This window comes from Streptomyces sp. NPDC006134 (assembly GCF_040628835.1).
Classification (GTDB): Bacteria; Actinomycetota; Actinomycetes; order Streptomycetales; family Streptomycetaceae; genus Streptomyces.
The window spans coordinates 34,157-53,884 of sequence record NZ_JBEXTV010000013.1 but is presented as its reverse complement, the minus strand read 5'-3'; the positions used below and the strand labels follow the sequence as shown (position 1 = coordinate 53,884).

General features: G+C 73.9%; 16 protein-coding genes, 1 tRNA gene and 2 pseudogenes. 10 read left to right on the top strand and 9 right to left on the bottom strand.

Annotation, left to right across the window (positions count from 1 at the left end; translation table 11 throughout):
* Positions 1-49: 49 nt before the first annotated feature.
* Positions 50-697 (top strand): annotated as a pseudogene (locus tag ABZ340_RS11165) (SUKH-4 family immunity protein); the annotation flags it as partial.
* Between the two features lie 58 nt (positions 698-755).
* On the opposite strand, the gene ABZ340_RS11160 reads toward ABZ340_RS11165, so the two are convergent.
* Positions 756-830 (bottom strand) — tRNA-Cys (locus tag ABZ340_RS11160).
* A 204-nt stretch (positions 831-1,034) separates the two neighbouring features.
* On the opposite strand from ABZ340_RS11160, the gene ABZ340_RS11155 reads away from it, so the two are divergent.
* From ABZ340_RS11155 to ABZ340_RS11135, 5 genes are all read left to right on the top strand, one after another.
* Complete coding sequence (locus ABZ340_RS11155; RefSeq protein ID WP_358781483.1) at positions 1,035-2,519, top strand: MFS transporter; 1,485 nt, start codon at positions 1,035-1,037, stop codon at positions 2,517-2,519.
* 64 nt (positions 2,520-2,583) lie between these two features.
* A complete protein-coding gene (locus ABZ340_RS11150; RefSeq protein ID WP_358781482.1) occupies positions 2,584-2,799 on the top strand; it encodes a CopG family transcriptional regulator in 216 nt (71 codons plus the stop codon).
* 239 nt (positions 2,800-3,038) lie between these two features.
* Entirely contained in the window at positions 3,039-4,835 is a 1,797-nt protein-coding gene (locus ABZ340_RS11145; protein WP_358781481.1) for a DEAD/DEAH box helicase, read from the top strand.
* Between the two features lie 324 nt (positions 4,836-5,159).
* Positions 5,160-5,801, top strand: coding sequence for a helix-turn-helix domain-containing protein (locus ABZ340_RS11140; RefSeq protein ID WP_358781480.1), 642 nt, complete (start codon positions 5,160-5,162; stop codon positions 5,799-5,801).
* Positions 5,802-6,165: 364 nt separating this feature from the next.
* Positions 6,166-6,957, top strand: a complete 792-nt coding sequence (locus tag ABZ340_RS11135) for a S16 family serine protease (protein WP_358781479.1) — start codon at positions 6,166-6,168, stop codon at positions 6,955-6,957.
* Positions 6,958-6,984: 27 nt separating this feature from the next.
* Here ABZ340_RS11135 and ABZ340_RS11130 read toward each other — a convergent pair whose 3' ends face one another.
* The 5 genes and pseudogenes from ABZ340_RS11130 to ABZ340_RS11110 all read right to left on the bottom strand — a co-directional run.
* A complete protein-coding gene (locus ABZ340_RS11130) occupies positions 6,985-7,953 on the bottom strand; it encodes a glycine betaine ABC transporter substrate-binding protein (protein ID WP_358781478.1) in 969 nt (322 codons plus the stop codon).
* Positions 7,950-8,900: an ABC transporter permease gene (locus tag ABZ340_RS11125; RefSeq protein ID WP_358781477.1), complete on the bottom strand. Its 951-nt coding sequence runs from the start codon at positions 8,898-8,900 to the stop codon at positions 7,950-7,952. Before ABZ340_RS11125 ends, ABZ340_RS11130 begins: the two co-directional genes overlap by 4 nt.
* Complete coding sequence (locus tag ABZ340_RS11120) at positions 8,897-10,174, bottom strand: betaine/proline/choline family ABC transporter ATP-binding protein (RefSeq protein ID WP_358781476.1); 1,278 nt, start codon at positions 10,172-10,174, stop codon at positions 8,897-8,899. The genes ABZ340_RS11125 and ABZ340_RS11120 overlap by 4 nt, the downstream gene beginning before the upstream one ends.
* Positions 10,167-10,814 carry an ABC transporter permease gene (locus ABZ340_RS11115; protein WP_358781475.1) on the bottom strand — a complete coding sequence of 216 codons (648 nt, stop codon included), beginning with the start codon at positions 10,812-10,814 and terminating at the stop codon, positions 10,167-10,169. Before ABZ340_RS11115 ends, ABZ340_RS11120 begins: the two co-directional genes overlap by 8 nt.
* A gap of 207 nt (positions 10,815-11,021) precedes the next feature.
* Positions 11,022-11,480 (bottom strand): annotated as a pseudogene (locus ABZ340_RS11110) (Lrp/AsnC family transcriptional regulator); the annotation flags it as partial.
* A 121-nt stretch (positions 11,481-11,601) separates the two neighbouring features.
* On the opposite strand from ABZ340_RS11110, the gene hppD reads away from it, so the two are divergent.
* Entirely contained in the window at positions 11,602-12,747 is a 1,146-nt protein-coding gene (hppD, locus tag ABZ340_RS11105; protein WP_358781474.1) for a 4-hydroxyphenylpyruvate dioxygenase, read from the top strand.
* An 83-nt stretch (positions 12,748-12,830) separates the two neighbouring features.
* Here hppD and ABZ340_RS11100 read toward each other — a convergent pair whose 3' ends face one another.
* Positions 12,831-14,249: a tetratricopeptide repeat protein gene (locus tag ABZ340_RS11100; protein WP_358781473.1), complete on the bottom strand. Its 1,419-nt coding sequence runs from the start codon at positions 14,247-14,249 to the stop codon at positions 12,831-12,833.
* Between the two features lie 92 nt (positions 14,250-14,341).
* Here ABZ340_RS11100 and ABZ340_RS11095 point away from each other — a divergent pair, with 92 nt between their 5' ends.
* Entirely contained in the window at positions 14,342-15,760 is a 1,419-nt protein-coding gene (locus ABZ340_RS11095; RefSeq protein WP_358781472.1) for an FAD-linked oxidase C-terminal domain-containing protein, read from the top strand.
* An 83-nt stretch (positions 15,761-15,843) separates the two neighbouring features.
* Here the strand turns inward: ABZ340_RS11095 and ABZ340_RS11090 are convergent, their stop codons facing one another.
* Complete coding sequence (locus ABZ340_RS11090) at positions 15,844-16,257, bottom strand: SsgA family sporulation/cell division regulator (protein ID WP_358781471.1); 414 nt, start codon at positions 16,255-16,257, stop codon at positions 15,844-15,846.
* A gap of 301 nt (positions 16,258-16,558) precedes the next feature.
* On the opposite strand from ABZ340_RS11090, the gene ABZ340_RS11085 reads away from it, so the two are divergent.
* Together ABZ340_RS11085 and ABZ340_RS11080 are read left to right on the top strand one after the other, a co-directional pair.
* Complete coding sequence (locus ABZ340_RS11085; RefSeq protein WP_358781470.1) at positions 16,559-18,379, top strand: RDD family protein; 1,821 nt, start codon at positions 16,559-16,561, stop codon at positions 18,377-18,379.
* Between the two features lie 200 nt (positions 18,380-18,579).
* Positions 18,580-19,275 (top strand): RDD family protein, encoded by a 696-nt coding sequence (locus tag ABZ340_RS11080; protein WP_358781469.1) that lies wholly within the window; start codon positions 18,580-18,582, stop codon positions 19,273-19,275.
* 3 nt (positions 19,276-19,278) lie between these two features.
* Here the strand turns inward: ABZ340_RS11080 and ABZ340_RS11075 are convergent, their stop codons facing one another.
* Positions 19,279-19,578: a hypothetical protein gene (locus tag ABZ340_RS11075; protein ID WP_358781468.1), complete on the bottom strand. Its 300-nt coding sequence runs from the start codon at positions 19,576-19,578 to the stop codon at positions 19,279-19,281.
* Between the last annotated feature and the right edge of the window lie 150 nt (positions 19,579-19,728).

Genomic DNA, 19,728 nt, shown 5'->3' with positions numbered 1-19,728 from the left:
CCGCCCGGCACTCGGCACGGACACAGGCACGCACGTACGGGGGAGCACGATGCACGGGGGATCGACGCACCGGGGACCGGCACACGAGGGGCCGGCGAGGACGGCCGGGGACACGGTCCTGTGGGGGCCGTCGCCGCTCACGCTGATCAGGTTCGCGACGGCGGCCGGGGCGGCCCGGGGCCCGTCGGCGCCGCCGGCGGAGCGGCTGCGGGGCGACGGGCTGCCGCTGTTCTGGAGGACGGCCGCGCTGCTCGGCCTGCTGGTCCTCGCGGCGGGCCGGCGCACGGCGTCCGGGCTGGCGCTGGACCTTCCGGCCCGGCTGCTGGAGCGGGAGTTCGGCCGGGGCGAGGTGGTGCGGTTCGAGGAGGTCGACTTCCCCGCGACGCTCACCCACGAGCCGACCCGCCGTTTCCTGCGCGAGACGGGCCTGCCCGAGAACGGCTTCCCGTTCCGCCACGACACGGAGATGCCACTGCCGACCCTCGCCGAGTACTACGAGTACTACGAGTACTACGAGTACTACGAGTGCCACGAGCGCTACGGGCACCCCGGCGCGTTCCCGGCCGACCGGCTCCCGGACCGGGCCGAGCACCTGATCCGTGTGGGCCGCCTGGCCGACGGCAGCGGCGTGGTCGTGGACGCGGCCACGGGCGCGGTCCTGGCCTGGCGCGAGACCGAGGCCGCCCTGCACCCGCTGGCCTCGGACCTCTCCACCCTGGTCCTGACCCTCTGGCTGCTGCGCCGCGGGATACCACTGGAGGCCGTGGCGGGAATCGAACCCGCGTCACTCGCTTTGCAGGCGAGTCCCTCAACCACTCGGGCACACGGCCGGGGCGGGGGAGTGGAGTACCGCTTCCCCCTCGGCTCTTCGACCGTAGGCCCCGCCGGGAGCGGTGCTCAAGGGAAGGGGCGGCGCCGCAATGCGACCGCCACACGCCGTTCACGAACGGGCGGCGGTCCTACGACCAAGGTCGCGGGCGCGGACCGTCTCCGGACAGGAGTCACCACCGGCTGTGACCCTTACGCTGGCGACCATGACCGTCCCTGAGCCGCGCGACACCGACGTCGCCCACACCGCCGCCGACGCGAAAACCTCCCCCGACGCCCCCGCCCCGGCCGGTGAGACCGTGCTGAGCCGTGCCTACCGGGCGCTGAGCATCGGGATCGTCTCCGTCGTCGTCCTGATCGCCTTCGAGGCGACGGCGGTCGGCACGGCGATGCCGGTGGCGGCGCGGGAGCTGCACGGGGTGTCGCTGTACGCGTTCGCGTTCTCCGGGTACTTCACGACGAGCCTGTTCGGGATGGTGCTCTCCGGTCAGTGGTCGGACCGGCGCGGGCCGCTGGCGCCGCTGACCTGGGGCATCGCCTCCTTCGCGGCGGGGCTGCTGCTGTCGGGGACGGCCGGGGCGATGTGGCTGTTCATCCTCGGGCGGGCCGTGCAGGGGCTCGGCGGCGGACTGGTGATCGTCGCGCTGTACGTCGTCGTCGGCCGCGCCTACCCGGAGCGGCTGCGGCCGGCGATCATGGCGGCGTTCGCGGCGGGCTGGATCGTCCCGTCGATCGTCGGCCCGCTCGCCTCGGGCGCGGTGACCGAGCACCTCGGCTGGCGCTGGGTGTTCGTCGGGATCCCGGTCCTGGTGGTGCTCCCGCTGGCCCTGGCGCTGCCGCAGATACGCAGCCGGGCGGCGGGCCCCGTGCCGGGGGCGGACGGCGGGGACCGGCCCGCCTCCTTCGACCGCCGCCGCATCCGCCTCGCCCTCGGCATCTCGCTGGGTGCCGGGCTGCTCCAATACGGCGCCCAGGACCTGCGCTGGCTCTCGCTGCTGCCCGGCGCGGCGGGCGCGGCGCTGCTCGTCCCGGCCGTGCTCGGCCTGCTCCCGCGCGGCACCTGCCGGGCCGCCCGCGGCCTGCCCTCCGTGGTGCTGCTGCGCGGCCTCGCGGCGGGCTCCTTCATCGCCGCCGAGTCCTTCGTGCCGCTGATGCTGGTCACCCAGCGGGGGCTGAGCCCGACGCTGGCCGGGTTCTCGCTCGCGGCGGGCGGCGCGACGTGGGCGCTGGGCTCGTGGGTGCAGTCCCGGCCGCGCGTGGAGCCCCACCGGGAGCGGCTGATGACGCTCGGCATGGCGCTGGTCGCGGCGGCCATCGCCACCGCGCCGAGCGTGCTGATCGACGCGGTGCCCGCCTGGACGGTCGCCGTCGCCTGGGCATTCGGCTGCTTCGGCATGGGCCTGGTGATCTCCTCCACCAGCGTGCTGCTGCTGAAGCTCTCCGCCCCCGAGGAGGCGGGCACCAACTCCGCCGCCCTGCAGATCTCCGACGGCCTGTCCAACGTCCTGCTGCTCGCCGCGGGCGGCGCCGCCTTCGCCGCGCTGGGCGGCGGTACGGCCGGCCACGCGGCCACGGAGGCCACCGGCGCCGGCTCCCACCCGGCCGCGTTCGCGGCGGTCTTCCTGCCGATGGCGGCGGTGGCGCTGGTGGGGGCGTGGGTGACGACGCGGGTGCGGACGCCGTCGGCGTGAGTGGTACCACTCTGACCTCATCGATCGGTGCCGCTCTGACCCCATCGATCGGTACCGTTCGGATATGGCCATGAGCCCGCGTCTCCGCGACGAACGAAGGGAAGCCCTGAAGCCGCGCGCCGAGGAGGAGGGGGTCGGCACGCACGCCATGGTGCCGCGGGCCGTGGACGACTGTCCGGCCCGGACGGCTCACGAGGCGCTCGTCCGGAAGGCCGCCGAGGAGCAGACCGCCACATGGGCCGAGCTGCTGGAGCGACTCAAGCGACCTCTGTGTACCTGACCGCGCTGGAGTCGGTCGTGCACCGGCCGACGGCCGTCAGTTCGGGCAGGAGGCGTACGGCGGTCTGGAGGACGTGAAGGTCATCTCCGAGGCGCTGCGGGACCTGGCCGAGCGGCCGGTGTGACCTCGGTCCCACCGGCAGGTGACCCGGCCCGGTCCGGGCGTCGGCCGGGTGGCGGCGCCGGTAGGGTGGCCCGGTTGTCATACGTAGCCGAGCCGTTCTACCCCCTCCGGAGACCGTGACTACCACCGCCAGCTCCAGCTCGTCGCACCACCTGTCCCCGGCTTTCCCCGGCCGTGCCCCCTGGGGCACCGCCAGCAAGCTGCGCGCCTGGCAGCAGGGGGCGATGGAGAAGTACATCCAGGAGCAGCCGCGCGACTTCCTGGCGGTCGCCACGCCCGGCGCCGGCAAGACGACCTTCGCGCTGACGCTGGCCTCCTGGCTGCTGCACCACCACGTCGTGCAGCAGGTGACCGTGGTCGCGCCGACCGAGCACCTGAAGAAGCAGTGGGCCGAGGCCGCCGCGCGGGTGGGGATCAAGCTGGATCCCGAGTACAGCGCCGGCCCGCTCGGCAAGGAGTACGACGGCGTCGCCGTCACGTACGCGGGCGTGGGCGTGCGGCCCATGCTGCACCGCAACCGCGTCGAGCAGCGCAAGACCCTGGTGATCCTGGACGAGATCCACCACGCTGGTGACTCCAAGTCCTGGGGCGAGGCGTGCCTGGAGGCGTTCGAGCCGGCCACGCGGCGGCTCGCGCTGACCGGTACGCCGTTCCGGTCCGACACCAACCCCATCCCCTTCGTGACGTACGAGGAGGGGGCGGACGGCATCCGGCGGTCGGCCGCCGACTACACCTACGGGTACGGGTCCGCCCTCGCCGACGGCGTCGTGCGGCCGGTCATCTTCCTCTCCTACAGCGGCAACATGCGCTGGCGCACCAAGGCCGGCGACGAGATCGAGGCCCGCCTCGGCGAGCCGATGACCAAGGACGCGGTCAGCCAGGCCTGGCGCACCGCCCTCGACCCGCGCGGCGAGTGGATGCCCGCCGTGCTGCGCGCCGCCGACCAGCGGCTGACCGAGGTCAGAAAGGCCATCCCGGACGCGGGCGCCCTCGTCATCGCCTCCGACCAGGACGCGGCGCGCGCGTACGCCAAGCTCATCCGGGAGATCACCGGGCACAAGGCGACCCTCGTGCTGTCCGACGACGCCGGCGCGTCGAAGCGGATCGACGAGTTCAGCGCGAGCGACGACCGGTGGATGGTCGCCGTCCGCATGGTGTCCGAGGGCGTCGACGTGCCGCGCCTGGCGGTCGGGGTGTACGCCACGACCATCTCGACGCCGCTGTTCTTCGCGCAGGCCGTCGGCCGTTTCGTACGGTCCCGGCGGCGCGGCGAGACCGCCTCCGTCTTCCTGCCGACCGTGCCCGACCTGCTCTCCTTCGCCAACGAGATGGAGCGCGAGCGCGACCACGTCCTCGACCGGCCGAAGAAGGACGGCGAGGAGGACCCGTACGCCGAAGAGGACAAGCTCCTCAAGGAGGCGGAGCAGCAGAAGGACGAGGACACCGGCGAGCAGGACATGCTGCCCTTCGAGGCGCTGGAGTCCGACGCCGTCTTCGACCGGGTGATGTACAACGGCGCCGAGTTCGGCATGCAGGCCCACCCGGGCAGCGAGGAGGAGCAGGACTACCTCGGCATCCCGGGCCTGCTGGAGCCCGAGCAGGTGCAGCTGCTGCTGCAGAAGCGGCAGGCCCGGCAGATCGCGCACAGCCGCAAGAAGCCCGACACCGAGGCGGACCTGCTGGAACTGCCCGCCGAGCGGCGGCCGGTGGTCACCCACAAGGAACTCATGGAGCTGCGCCGCCAGCTCAACACCATGGTCGGCGCCTACGTCCACCAGAGCGGCAAGCCGCACGGCGTCATCCACACCGAGCTGCGCCGGGTGTGCGGCGGCCCGCCCAGCGCCGAGGCCACGGCGGGGCAGCTGCGCCAGCGCATCGCCAAGGTCCAGGAGTGGGCCACGCGCATGAAGTGACGCGCACGCCCCGGGAGCGCGGTCCCGCCTTGTGCGCCGTACGCACTTGTGCGCGGTACGTACCGGGGCAAACACAGACGGTTTCCACCGGCCCCTGCCCGGATTCTGGACGGAGCCTTCCGCTGAGCGGACCGGCTCGTTACTGTCCCGCTACGCACACGCCCCGTGGCAGAGCCGCCGCGGAGCGCAGCCGTGAAGCGACTGGGCCCGGGAGGACGCCGGGCCGTCAGCCGATCGGCGGCCTCTGACCCGCGTCACCGACGGGACTCGGTGACGCGCCCGCCGCGAGGAGGCCGCCGACCTCACCACTAAGGAGTGGGCGTCGTGACCGCGGAGACCTCCCAGACGCTCGACAGAGGACTGCGCGTCCTCAAGCTGCTGGCCGATACGGACCACGGGCTGACCGTCACCGAGCTGTCCCACAAGCTGGGCGTGAACCGGACGGTGGTGTACCGGTTGCTCGCCACGCTGGAGCAGCACGCCCTTGTCCGCCGTGACCTGGGCGGACGCGCCCGCGTCGGACTGGGGGTGCTGGGCCTGGGCCGCCGGGTGCACCCGCTGGTGCGCGAGGCGGCGCTGCCGGCGCTGCGGGCGCTGGCCGAGGACATCGGGGCCACCGCCCATCTGACGCTGGTGGACGGGGCCGAGGCGCTGGCCGTGGCCGTGGTCGAGCCGACCTGGACCGACTACCACGTGGCCTACCGGGCCGGTTTCCGCCACCCCCTGGACCGGGGCGCCGCCGGCCGGGCGATCCTCGCGGCGCGGCAGCAGCCGGCCGGGGACCCCGGGTACACCCTCACCCACGGGGAGCTGGAGGCCGGGGCCAGCGGGGCCGCGGCGCCGCTGCTCGGCGTGACGGGCGTCGAGGGCAGCGTGGGCGTGGTGATGCTGTCGGACGTGGTGCCGGAGCGGGTGGGACCGCGAGTGGTCGACGCGGCCCGGGAGGTGGCCGAGGCGCTGCGGTGACGCCGGGGCGGCTCGGTGGTGCCGGGGCGGGGCCGGGACCGGGGCGGCTCGGTGGCGTCGGTTCGTGGTCGGGGCCGCCTTGGTGATGCCGGGGCGGGGCCGGGGCGCTGCGGTGACGCCGGGGCGGGGCCGGGGCCAGGTCGGCTCGGTGGCGTCGGTTCGTGGTCGGGGCCGCCTTGGTGATGCCGGGGCGGGGCCGGGGCGCTGCGGTGACGCCGGGGCGGGGCCGGGACCAGGTCGGCTCGGTGGTGCCGGGCCGGGGCACCACGGTCACGCCGGGCCGGGAGCGGCGGGGCGCCGAGGGCCGGTCGTCCCGGCGGTACCGGGACCCGGCCGGGACACGCCCCCACGTTAGATTGACTCCGTGCTCTCTCGCCTCAAGCGCCCCCAGGCCGTCGCCCTCTGTGCCCTGCCCGTCGTCGCTCTGCTCGCCACCGCGGCGTTCGCACCGCTGCCCTTCTCGGTGGCGCAGCCCGGCTCGACGGCGAACGTGCTCGGCGCGTACAAGGGCTCCGAGGTGATCGAGATCTCCGGCGCGCCCGTCCGGGAGACGAGCGGACAGCTGCGGATGACGACGATCGTGGCGACCGGCCCCGACACGGACGTCCGGCTCGGCGACGTGCTCGGCAACTGGTTCGCCACCGACCGGGCGGTCATGCCGCGTGACGCGGTCTACCCGAGCGGCGGGGACGTGCGGGAGATCGAGCAGTACAACCTGGACCAGATGGAGGAGTCCCAGGACGCGGCGACCCAAGCCGCCCTGGACTACCTGGGCCTCGACGCGGGGGACGTCGACGTCCGTCTGCGGCTCGCCGACGTCGGCGGTCCCAGCGCCGGGCTGCTGCTCTCCCTCGGGATCATCGACAAGCTCGAGGGCGACGGCAGCGGCGGCGACCTGACCGGCGGGCGGGTCATCGCCGGTACGGGCACGATCGCCGCCGACGGCGAGGTCGGGGCCGTCGGCGGCGTACCGCTGAAGACGCAGGCCGCGCGGCGGGACGGGGCGAGCGTCTTCCTGGTGCCGAAGGCCGAGTGCGCCGAGGCCGAGGCGGAGCTGCCCGAGGGGCTGCGGCTGGTGCCGGTGACCACCCTGAAGGGCGCGGTCGGCGCGCTCAAGGCCCTGGCGTCGGGCAAGGGCACGGTCCCCAGCTGCTGACCGCGGCCGGACTCCGAGGGGGCACGGTCAGCCGCCCTTCACGAACCCCTGCTCCTTCATCCAGTCCAGCGCCACGTGGTGGGGGTCCTCCCCGTCGACGTCCACCCGCGCGTTCAGCTCCCGCGCCACGGAGTTCGTCAGCTTCGCGGTGACCGGCGCGAGGACATCGGCGATCGCCGGCCACTTCCGCAGCACCTTGGTGTTGACCACCGGCGTCGCGTTGTAGTTCGGGAAGAACTTCTTGTCGTCCTCCATCACCACCAGGTCCATCGACTTGATCCGCCCGTCGGTGGTGAAGACCTCCCCGTACGTGCAGGCCCCCTTCGCGACCTGCGTGTAGATGATCCCGGTGTCCATCTGCGTGACGTTCCGCGCCGGGACGTCCATCCCGTACGTCCGCTCCATGCCCGGCAGCCCGTCCCCCCGGTTGGCGAACTCGCCCTCCACGCACAGCGTCACCGCGCCCGGGTCCGACTTCGCCAGCCGGGCCACGTCCGAGAGGGTCCGCGTGCCGTACTTCTCGAAGTTCGCCCGGTTCATCGCCAGCGCGTAGGTGTTGTTCAGCGACGCCGGCGGCAGCCAGGTCACCCCGTTCTTCCGGTCGGCGTCGCGCACCGCCCGCCACTGCTCGTGCGGGTCGGCGATGGGCTTGTTGTGGCCCAGGAACGTGATCCAGCCGGTGCCCGTGTACTCGTACAGCGCGTCGGCGTCACCGTTCAGGACCGCCTCGCGCGAGCCGATGGCGCCCTGGATGCCGGTGCGGTCCAGGACCTCGGCGCCGGCCGCCTCGAAGGCGATGCCCATGATCGCGCCGAGGATCAGCTGCTCGGTGAAGGCCTTGGAGGTGACGGTGAGGTCGGCGCCCTCCAGGGGGCGGCCCCGGCCGACGGTGCCGGGCCCGACGTCGTCGGACATGGGGGAGCCGCTGGTCAGACCGCAGCCGGCCGCCGCCGACAGCAGCACCCCGGCCAGCAGCAGGCACGCACGGCGTCTCATGCGCCCACCTCCAGTCCCCGGGGACGCAGCAGCAGTTCGGCCAGGGAGGCCAGCCAGTCCACCAGGAGGGCGAGGGCGACGGTGAGGACCGAGCCGAGCATCAGCACCGGCATCCGCTGGTTGGTGATGCCGGTGGTGATCAGCACGCCGAGGCCGCCGCCCCCGCCGAACGTGGCCAGGGTCGCCGTACCGACGTTGAGGACCAGGGCCGTGCGGACGCCCGCCAGGATCAGGGGAACGGCCAGCGGCAGTTCCACGCGGGTCAGGACGCCCAGCGGGGACATGCCGATGCCGCGGGCCGCTTCCAGCAGGGTGGGGTCGTTGGCCTTCAGGCCCGCGATGGTGTTCGACAGCACCGGCAGGACGGCGTAGACGATGATGCCGATGAGGGCGGCCCTGCGGCCGATGCCCAGCCAGATCACCAGCAGGGCGAGCAGGCCGATGGCCGGGGTCGCCTGGCCGATGTTGGCCAGCGCCATCGCCAGGGGGGTGGCCCTGCGGAACGCCTTGCGGGTGAGCAGGACGCCGAGGGGGATGGCGATGATCAGCACGAAGAAGGTGGAGATCACGGTCAGTTCGACGTGCTGCCACAGGGCCTTGCCGACCCGGCCGTCCGACAGGGCGTTCTCGCTGACGGAGTCCAGCTCCGCCTGCCGGAACCACAGCCAGGTCGCCAGCAGGACGGCGATCAGCAGCGCGGGCAGGAAGGTCAGCTTCTGCCAGGTGACCCGCCGCCGTGTCGCGGCGGGGGACGGCGGGCGGGGCTCGGATTCCGGCTCCGGTTCCTGTCCCTGTCCCTGTTCCTGTCCCCGTCCCCGTCCCCGTCCCTGTCCCTGTCCCTGTCCCTGTCCCTGTTCCTGTCCCTGTCCCGCCTCGCCGTCGTCGCGGAACACGGCCCCTGCGGCCCCGTGCTCGTCCTCGGGCCACCGGCCGGGAGAGGCCCTCACGCCTGCCCTCCCCGCTCGGTGAGGCCGTCGCCCTCCTGCTCGGCGCGGGTCTGCTCGGCCCGGGTCTCCTCCAGGTCGTGCTGGTGCTCCAGCGCGTCGAGCCGGTCGGCCTCCAGCATCTCGTGCACGGAGTTCATCAGCGTCTCCATGTCGACGACACCCTCGTACGCCCCGCGCCGCCCGGTGACCGCGACCCGCCCCGCGTTGTCGGTCAGGACCGCCTCCAGCGCGTCCCGCAGGGTCGCGTCCCGGGTCACCGTGTCGTGCACCAGGGTGCCCGCCCGCGCCAGGGAGCCCTTGGCGCGCATCAGGTCGCCGCGCCGCAGCCACTTGTAGGGCCGCCCGCGCCGGTCGAGCAGCAGGACCTCGTTGGTGCCCCCGGCCCGCAGCCGGTCGAAGATCTCCTGGAGCGGGTCGTCGACGGTCGCCGTCGGGTAGTCGGTGATCTCGACGTCCCCCACGCGGGTCAGGTTCAGCCGCTTCAGCGCCGCGCCCGCGCCGACGAAGCCGGAGACGAAGTCGTCCGCCGGGTTGGTGAGGATGGCCTCGGGGGTGTCGAACTGGGCGATGTGCGACTGCTCGCGCAGTACGGCGATCCGGTCGCCCAGCTTGATCGCCTCGTCGAAGTCGTGGGTGACGAAGACGATCGTCTTGTGCAGCTCGCGCTGGAGGCGGATCAGCTCGTCCTGGAGGTGGTCGCGGGTGATCGGGTCGACCGCGCCGAACGGCTCGTCCATCAGCAGCACCGGCGGATCGGCGGCCAGCGCCCGCGCCACACCCACCCGCTGCTGCTGGCCGCCGGAGAGCTGGCGCGGATAGCGGCCGTGGAACTCGCCGGGGTCGAGCCCGACCAGGTCGAGCATCTCCTCCACCCGCGCCCGGATCCGCGCCTTCGGCCAGCCGAGCATCTTCGGCACGATCCCGATGTTCTGGGCGACCGTCATGTGCGGGAACAGGCCGGAGGACTGGATGGCGTAACCGACCTTGCGGCGCAGCTTCACCGGGTCGATGTCGGTGACGTCCTCGCCGTTGATCCGGATGCGTCCGCCGGTCGGCTCGATCAGCCGGTTGATCATCTTCAGCGTCGTGGACTTCCCGCACCCCGAGGGGCCGACGAAGATGACCGTCTCGCCGGCCGCGATCTGCATGTTCACGTTGTCGACGGCCGGCTGCGGGTTCCCGTGGTACCGCTTGGTCAGGTTCTCCAGCTCGATCGTCGCGCCCGTCGCGCCCGCCGGGGCGGAAGGCGTCGGCGCGGAGGTGGTCTCAGACACGGATCCCCCTGGGGATGGTCAGCCGCCCGATCAGGACGTACACGGCGTCGAACAGCAGCGCCAGGACGATGATCCCGAGCGTGCCCGCGAGGACCTGGTTGAGCGCGTTCTTGCTGCCCAGCGAGGCGATCCCGCGGAAGATCTCGTTGCCGAGCCCGGGGCCGGAGGCGTAGGCGGCGATGGCGGCGATGCCCATCAGCATCTGCGTGGCGACCCGGATGCCGGTCAGGATCGGCGGCCAGGCCAGCGGCAGCTCCACCCGCAGCAGCCGGGCCGGGCCCGACATCCCGATGCCCCGGGCGGCGTCCACCAGCGCCGGGTCGACCCCGCGCAGCCCGACGATCGCGTTGCGCACGACCGGCAGCAGCCCGTACAGGGTCAGCGCCGTCACCGTCGGCGCCACGCCCAGCCCCACGACCGGGATGAGCAGGCCGATCATGGCCAGCGCCGGGATGGTCAGGACGGTCGAGGTGGCCGTGGTCGCCAGGTTCCCCGCCCAGTCGCTGCGGTAGGTGGCGACGCCGACGAGGACACCGAGCACGGTCGCCACGACCATGCACTGGAAGACGGCGCTGGCGTGCTGGAAGGCGTCCGTGAGCAGCTGCTCGTGGCGGCTGCCCAGGTACTCCCAGAAGTTCACGTCCGCTCACCCCCAGGGCCGGTCGGCTCACTCAGGTCTGCTCGTACACCCGTCCGCACGTCGGTCCGTGCGTCCGTCCGCACGTCGGTCCGTGCGTCCATCCGCACATCCGTCCGTGCGTCCGTCCGCACGTCGGTCCGTGCGTCCATCCGCACATCCGTCCGTGCGCCCGTCCGTGCGCCCGTCCGCGCGCCCGTCCCGCTCCCGTGCCGCCTGCTCGACGAGCGGGATGATCCGCAGCGGTACGGGGTTCTCCATGACGATCGCCGTCGAGGCCCGGACGATGCCATCAAAACCGACAACCCGGTCGATCACACGCTGGAGATCGGCGTTCGAGCGAGCCACCAGCCGGCACAGCATGTCCCCGGTGCCGGTCGTGGTGTGCAGCTCCAGCACCTCCGGCACGGTCGCCAAGTGCGCCCTCACGTCGGCCCCTTGCCCCTGCCGGATCTGCAGCGTGGCGAACGCCGTCACCGGGTAGCCGAGCGCCGCCGGGTCCACCTCGGGGCCGAAACCGCGGATGACTCCGTTCGACTGAAGCCGCTCCAGCCGCGCCTGCACCGTCCCGCGCGCCACCCCCAGCCGCCGGGACATCTCCAGCACCCCGATCCGCGGCTCCCGCGCCAGCAGCACGATGATCCGCCCGTCCAGATGATCGATCGCCACCGCACCCTCCCCCTGGTCACCCTGTACAGAACGTCCGCCCGGGTCGGCTTTCCACTGAGCAGATTGCCCAGCGAATACGCGAACTATTGCGCACCTTGCAGACGAGCGGGACCCTGCGGCTATGACGCAGACCACACACCACACTCCCGACACCGCACGGCAGGCAGACCCCTTCCCGGTCAAGGGAATGGACGCGGTCGTCTTCGCCGTGGGCAACGCCAAGCAGGCGGCCCACTACTACTCCACCGCCTTCGGCATGCGGCTGGTCGCCTACTCCGGACCGGAGAACGGCAGCCGGGAGACCGCGAGCTACGTGCTGGAGAACGGCTCCGCCCGCTTCGTGTTCACCTCGGTCGTCAAGCCGTCCACCGACTGGGGCCGCTTCCTCGCCCGGCATGTGGCCGAGCACGGCGACGGCGTCGTCGACCTCGCCATCGAGGTCCCCGACGCCCGCGCCGCCCACGCCTACGCCGTCGAGCAGGGCGCCCGCTCGATCGCCGAGCCGTACGAGGTCAAGGACGAGCACGGCACCGTCGTCCTCGCCGCGATCGCCACCTACGGCGAGACCCGCCACACCCTGGTCGAGCGCACCGGCTACGACGGCCCCTACCTGCCCGGCTACACCGCCGCCGCCCCCCTCGTCGAACCGCCCGCCCACCGCACCTTCCAGGCGATCGACCACTGCGTCGGCAACGTCGAGCTCGGCCGCATGAACGAGTGGGTCGCGTTCTACAACAAGGTCATGGGCTTCACGAACATGAAGGAGTTCGTGGGCGACGACATCGCCACCGAGTACAGCGCGCTGATGTCGAAGGTGGTCGCCGACGGCACCCTGAAGGTGAAGTTCCCGATCAACGAGCCCGCCGTCGCCAAGAAGAAGTCCCAGATCGACGAGTACCTGGAGTTCTACGGCGGCGCGGGCGTGCAGCACATCGCGCTCAACACCAACGACATCGTGCAGACCGTCCGCACCATGAAGGCCAACGGCGTCCAGTTCCTGGACACGCCCGACTCGTACTACGACACCCTCGGCGAGTGGGTCGGCGACACCCGCGTCCCCGTGGAGACCCTGCGCGAGCTGAAGATCCTCGCCGACCGCGACGAGGACGGCTACCTGCTGCAGATCTTCACCAAGCCGGTCCAGGACCGCCCGACCGTCTTCTTCGAACTGATCGAGCGGCACGGCTCGATGGGCTTCGGCAAGGGCAACTTCAAGGCCCTGTTCGAAGCGATCGAACGCGAGCAGGCCAAGCGCGGCAACCTCTAGCGCGGCACCCTCCCAGGCGCTGAGGCGCTGAGGCGCTGAGGCGCTGAGGCGCTGAGGCGCTACAGCGCTACAGAGTTACGGCGTTACGGCTCCGGCGGGCCCTCCACGGAGGGCTCGCCCAGCGCCGCCAGCGCCCGCCGGGCCTGCGGCACGTGCAGCGGGGAGAAGTACGGATTGATCCGCAGCGCCTCCCGGAGATGCCGCCGGGCGGCCCCGTACCGCTCCAGCGCCCGCTCGATCTCGCCCCGGTGGTAGGCGTACGGCGCGCTGCGCACCCCGCCCCCGCGCTCGCCCTCCGTCGCCGTCCGCGCGAACTCCAGCGCCTCCTCGTCCCGCCCGGCCCGGTGCAGCGCCCAGCCCAGGGCGTCCGCCACCGCCGTCCCCGGCTGCCGCCGCCACTCGGCGCGCAGCCGCCGCACCGCCGCCTCCGCGTCCCCGTGGTCGGCCTCGAACAGCCCGAGCACCAGCTCCTCGTCCGCCCCGCCCGCGGCGGCCTCGCGCACCCGCGCCCGCAGCAGGTCGTACTGCACCCGCGCTGCCTGCTCCAGCCCCAGCGACTCGTACAGCTCGCCCAGCTCCAGCGCGTGGGCGGGGCACGGCTGCCGGGCCAGCGCCGCCTGGTACGCCGTCAGCGCCTCGGTCGTCCGGCCCAGTGCCGCCAGCGCCCGCCCCTGCCCGGCCTGCGCGGCCCGCTGGTCGGGATCGGTGCGCAGCGCCTCCTCGAAGTACCGCAGCGCCGCCTCACGGTCCCCGCGTTCGAACGCCAGCTGCCCGGCCCGCTCCAGATACGCCGCCCGCTCGGCCGGGGCCTCGGCCAGCGCCGCCGCGTCGGAGATCCGGGCCGCCGCGTCCTCCCGCCAGCCCCGGTCCCGGTAGACGGCCGCCGCCCTGGCCATCACGGCCGGCCCCGACCGCAGCTCCGTCAGCCGGTCCAGGGACCTTTCCGCCGCCTCGTGGTCCCCGAGCCCGGTGTAGGCGTCGATCAGCAGCGCGTGCGCCGCCCACCGCCTCGGCTCCAGCTTCCGCGCCGCCTCCCCCCACCACTTCGCCGCCGAGAAGTCCCGCCGCGCCACCGCCAGCGCCGCCATCCCCTCCAGCGCGTCGGCGTTGCGCCGCGGCGCCACCTCCAGCGACGTCCGCAGCGCCCGCTCCGCCCGCGGGAAGAGCGCCGGGTCCGCCGTCCGCCGCCCCTGCTCCGCGTACGCCGCCCCCAGCACCGCCCACGACCGGGCGTCCTCCGGGTCCGCCCGCACCCGGGCCTCCCGCTCGCCGATCAGCACCGCCAGATCGGGCAGCGCGGCCGGCACCGCGGCCCGCACCGCGCCCAGCGCCTGCGCCGCCGGCCCCGGCGCGGGCGGCGGCGGCGCGGCGGCCCGCTCCCGGGGCGCCAGCACCAGCACCCCGCCCAGCAGGGCGGCACCGGCCACCGAGGCGATCAGCGCCCGCCGCGTCCGGCGGACGCGCCGACGCCGGGCCCCCGTGTCCAGGAGGAGGATGTCCATGGCGCTCACTGTGCGCCAGTACGACGATCACACCCGGGTAGCCGAAGGGTGCCGTCGACGGGGTTCACACCGATGGCCCCCGGTGCGACCCTGTGATCATGAGCCGTATCGAAACGCGCCCCGACGGAGACGGCACGGTGACGGGCGGCACCCTCGTCGGCCGGCTGCTGGGCGGCCTGCCCGCCGACGCGGTCCTCACCGACCCCGACGTCACGGCCTCCTACGCCCACGACATGGCCAGCTTCTGCCCCGCCGGGGTGCCCGCCGTGGTCGTCCTGCCGCGCACCGTCGAACAGGTCCAGCACGTGCTGCGCACCGCCACCGAGCTGCGCGTCCCGGTCGTCCCGCAGGGCGCCCGCAGCGGCCTGTCCGGCGCCGCCAACGCCTCCGACGGCTGCATCGTGCTCTCCCTGACCCGCATGGACCGCATCCTGGAGATCAACCCCGTCGACCGCGTCGCCGTCGTCGAGCCCGGCGTCGTCAACGCCGTCCTCTCCCGCGCGGTCGGCGAACACGGCCTGTACTACCCTCCCGACCCCTCCAGCTGGGAGATGTGCACCATCGGCGGCAACATCGGCACCGCCTCCGGCGGCCTGTGCTGCGTCAAGTACGGGGTCACCGCCGAGTACGTCCTCGGCCTCGACGTCGTCCTCGCCGACGGCCGTCTGATGACCACCGGCCGCCGCACCGCCAAGGGCGTCGCCGGATACGACCTCACCCGCCTGTTCGTCGGCTCCGAGGGCTCCCTCGGCGTCGTCGTCCGCGCCGTGCTGGCCCTGCGGCCCAAGCCGCCCGAGCAGCTCGTGCTGGCCGCCGAGTTCGCCTCCGCGTCCGCCGCCTGCGACGCCGTGTGCCGCATCATGGCGGGCGGCCACGTCCCCTCCCTCCTCGAACTGATGGACCGTACGACCGTCAAGGCGGTCAACGACCTCGCCCACATGGGCCTGCCGGAGACCACCGAGGCCCTCCTGCTCTGCGCCTTCGACACCCCCGACCCGGCCGCCGACCTCGCCGCCGTCGGCGCGCTGTGCGAGGCCGCCGGCGCCACCCAGGTGGTCCCCGCCGACGACGCCGCCGAGTCCGAACTCCTCCTCCAGGCACGCCGGCTGTCCCTCACCGCGCTGGAGGCCGTCAAGGGCACCACGATGATCGACGACGTGTGCGTGCCCCGCTCCCGGCTCGGCGACATGCTGGAGGGCGTCGAACGCATCGCGGCCAAGTACGACCTGACCATCGGCGTCTGCGCCCACGCCGGTGACGGCAACACCCACCCGACCGTCTGCTTCGACGCGGCCGACCCCGACGAGTCCCGCCGCGCCCGCGAGTCCTTCGACGAGATCATGGCCCTCGGCCTGGAACTGGGCGGCACCATCACCGGCGAACACGGCGTGGGCGTCCTGAAGAAGGAGTGGCTGGCGCGCGAGATCGGCCCGGTCGGACTGGAGATGCAGCGCGCGATCAAGCAGGCGTTCGACCCGCTCGGCATCCTCAACCCGGGCAAGCTGTTCTGACCCCCTCCCACGGGCTCACCGGGCGGACCGTCCCGCCCCTCCCACGGGCTCACCGGGCGGACCGTCCCGCCCCTCCCACGGGCTCACCGGGCGAGCAGCTCGGCCAGACCGTCGTCGAGGCCGAGCCGCCCGCCCTCGCTGCCCGGCGGCACCATCCGCAGCGTCCGCTCCAGCCAGGCCGACACCTGCGCGGCCGGCGCCTGGAGCAGGGCGTCCCCGTCCGGGCTGCTCAGCGCCATCAGCACCACGCCACGGCCCTCGTCCGTCGCCGGCCACACCCGCACGTCCCCGTGCCCGCACGGCCGGAACACGCCCTCGACCAGCAACTCGCGGGCGAACGACCAGTGCACGGGCCGGCCGGAGTCGATGTGGAAGGCGATGTGGACGGCGTAGGGATCGGCGGTGCGGTACCCGAGCCGGGCCGCCACCGGAACGCTGCGCCCGGACGACAGGACGAGCCTCATCTCCAGCTCCCGCTCGACGACGGTGTGGTGCATGGCGCGCGTGTCCTCTCTCGTGTCGCGTGTCGCGTACGGGCCGCGGCGCGCATCGCGCACGGGCCTCGTACGGGTCCTGCCGGGCCGCCGGTACGGGCCCGCACGAGAGAGAGCGGTACGGGGCCGAAGCGTTACGCGGATTCACCGGAATTTTTTCTCCGGCCCTTCCGCGGGTGTGAAGTCCGTGCACGAGGTTGCCCGGAAAGGGGCGGGTCGTGCGGGAGGGGCGGTGCGGGTTGCGCCCGTCTGATAGATGTGGAGGCCCCCCTATCCACCCCCGAGCAGATACGGGACGACGGACATGAGCGCCCCAACCCCGGCCGCTGGCGACGACAGGCCCCGCGAAGGGTATTACCCGGACCCCTCCATTCCTGGATACGTCCGGTACTGGAACGGTGCCGCGTGGGTGCCGGGCACCAGCCGGCCGGCGCCCGAGGACGGTGAGCCGCTCGCCCCGCCGCCCGGCGTGCGCCCGGCCACGCCCTCCGTGGAGGAGACCGGCCCGCACTTCTTCGACGAGGACCCGGTCGCCGAACCGGCCTCCGCCGGCGCCTCGTCCCCGCAGGGCGGCGAGGCCTCGCCCGCCCGGGACGGCCGCGTCGACTGGCCGGCGGCACAGGGCACCGACCCGGGGGAGCCGCAGACCTCCGGTTCCGCCGGCGCCGCCCGGCCGGACGGCCCGCGTGCCACCGGGACCGCCTCCGCCGACACCCCGTCCGGCGACGGCTCCTCCGCCCGGCCGGTCCCCTCGGCCGGCAGCGGCCCGGAACCGGCCCGGCCCGCCGAGTCCCGGCCGAACACCGGCGACACCTTCGTCTTCCGCCGCCCGACGACCACGGGCCCGGGCACCCCGCCCGGCCCGGCACCGGCGACCGGCTTCGCCGCTCCCGCGAACGGCGTTTCCGCGAACGCCGCTCCCGCGAACGCCGCTCCCGCGCAGGGTGCCCCCGCGAACAGTGGGGCCGCGAGTGGTGCCGCCGCGCACGGTGGTGCCGTGAACGGTGGCCCCGCGCACGGTGGCCCCGCGCATGGCGCCTCCCCGAACAGCGCGTCCGCCCCCGGCGGTACGCCCCCGTCGGCGGCCGGTGCCCCCGCGCCCGCCGCCGCGGGAACCCCCGCCGCCGTGGGAACCCCCGCCGCCGTGGGAACCCCCGCCGCCGTGGGAACCCCCGCCGCCGTGGGAACCCCGGGCGCCGTGGGAACCCCGGGCGCCGGTGGGCCCGTCCCCCAGGCGGCCACCGCGCCGGCGGCCCTGTCGGGCCCGCAGCAGGCGGGACCGGCCGTCCCCCGGCAGGCCGCCGCCCCCCAGCCCACCCCCGCCGCGGCCCCCGCCGCGCCCACCCCGGCCCCCGCTCCGGCGGCCACCACCCCTGCTCCCGCCACCACCCCTGCTCCCGCCACCACCCCTGCTCCCGCCCCTGCCCCCGCACCTTCCGCCCCGCTCACTCCCGGTCCCGGTCCCGGCCCCGGCGGTGGGCAGTCCTCCTGGGCACAGCAGGTGCACCAGCTCGCGGGAGCGGGAGCGGGAGCGGGAGCGGGAGCGGGAGCGGGAGTGGGAGCCACCGGTGACGAACAGCCCGTCGCGCCGTGGAAACCGCCGGTCGAGGACCCGTTCCAGGCCGCGGCGCGGCGGCAGGCGGCGGCCCGGCCCGCGGGGCTCGGCAAGCGGCTGGCCGCCCGGCTGGTGGACACCGTGGTCCTCGCGGCCGTCACCTCCGCCGCTGCCGTACCGCTCGGCATGAAGGCGCTCGACCACGTCAACGAGAAGATCGACGCGGCCAAGCTGTCCGGCGAGACGGTCACGGTCTGGCTGCTCGACGGCACGACCTCCGTCTACCTGGGCATCGTGCTGGCCGTGCTCCTGCTCTTCGGCGTCGTCTACGAGGCGCTGCCCACCGCCAAGTGGGGCCGCACCCTCGGCAAGAAGCTGTTCGGCCTGGAGGTGCGGGACATCGAGGCACACGAGGCGCCGACCTTCGGCGCGGCCCTGCGCCGCTGGCTGGTCTACAGCGTCCCCGGCCTGCTGGCCATCGGCGTGGTGGGCGTCCTGTGGTGCCTGTTCGACCGCCCCTGGCACCAGTGCTGGCACGACAAGGCGGCGCGTACGTTCGTCGCGGGCTGATCTCCTCCGGGCCGACGGGATGGACCGTACGAGGGGATGGACCGCCCGACGGGATGGACCGCCCGACGGGATGGACCGCCCGAGGGGATGGACCGACGGAAAGGGCCGTCCGGGAGGACGGGGACGGGACGTCCCGCTCCCGTACTCCGGACGGCCGCTCGCCGGATGCGCGCCGGGGGCGTTCGCGGTCGACTCGGGCCATGAGCAGCGAACCGCCCCCCGGCTCCGGTCAGCAGCCGCCGGACGACGACCCGTTCAGGAAGCAGCCCCCACCCCCCGGAGCGGGCGGCCCGGGCCAGGGATCGCCGTACGACACCCCGTACGGCGGCGGTGAGCCCCCGCCGTACCCCGGCGGTTCCCAGGGCGGCGGCCCGTACGGGGGTGGCGGTCCGTACGGCGGTGGCGGCGACCCGTACGGGGGCGGCCCTCCCGGCGACCCGCTCGCCGGCATGCCCCCGCTCGCCGACAGCGGCAAGCGCGTGCTCGCGCGGATCGTCGACATGATCCTGGTGGGCGTCGTGGTGTGGCTGCTCACCTGGGGGTTCGGCGTCGACGAGTACCGGGTGAACGACGAGGAGATCGGGGTCGGCAACTCGGCCTGGCAGTCGCTGATCGCCGCCGTGCTCTACATGGCGTACGACACCTTCCTGACCGCCCGGACGGGGCAGACCCTCGGCAAGAAGTGGCTGGGCCTGCGGGTGGCCAACCTGGACAACGGCGCCACGCCCTCCCTGCAGAGCTCGCTGGTGCGCGCGGCGGTGCTGTGGATCCCGTTCGCCTTCTGCTGCGCCTGCGTCTGGACGGTCATCACCGGCGGCTGGAGCTTCTTCGACAAGCCCTACAAGCAGGGCCTGCACGACAAGGCGGCCAAGACGGTGGTGGTCAGCGTCCGTTGACGGTCAGGAGGACGCCCGCTCCCGCACCGGTCCGCCCGCTGACCGGGAGACCGCGGACGCCGTCACCGGCTCCGGGGGGACGGGCCGCTCCACCGCGGCCCTGCGGGCCGTGGGCGGCGGGGCCGTCAGCGCGACCAGCACGCCCAGGCCGAGGGCCACGACGGCGATGACGGCGACGGCCCAGGCCGGGGCGCCGTCCTCGTCCCAGGCCGCCTGTGACAGCAGCAGCATGGCGAGCGTCGAGAAGATCACGGTGCACGAGCCGTAGGCGAGCTGTGCGACGGTCGGACGGGGCATGGCCATCGTGTCCTCGGAAGGGGGGATGGGGGGAAGGACGGGCTGTCGGCCTGGCTTTCCGGCGTCTTCCGGGCGTTCCTCCCCTCGACTCTAATCGCCTGCATGCCCGAGGGGAACGGACGGTAAGCGTGACCTGACCAACAGTGCCGGTGCACG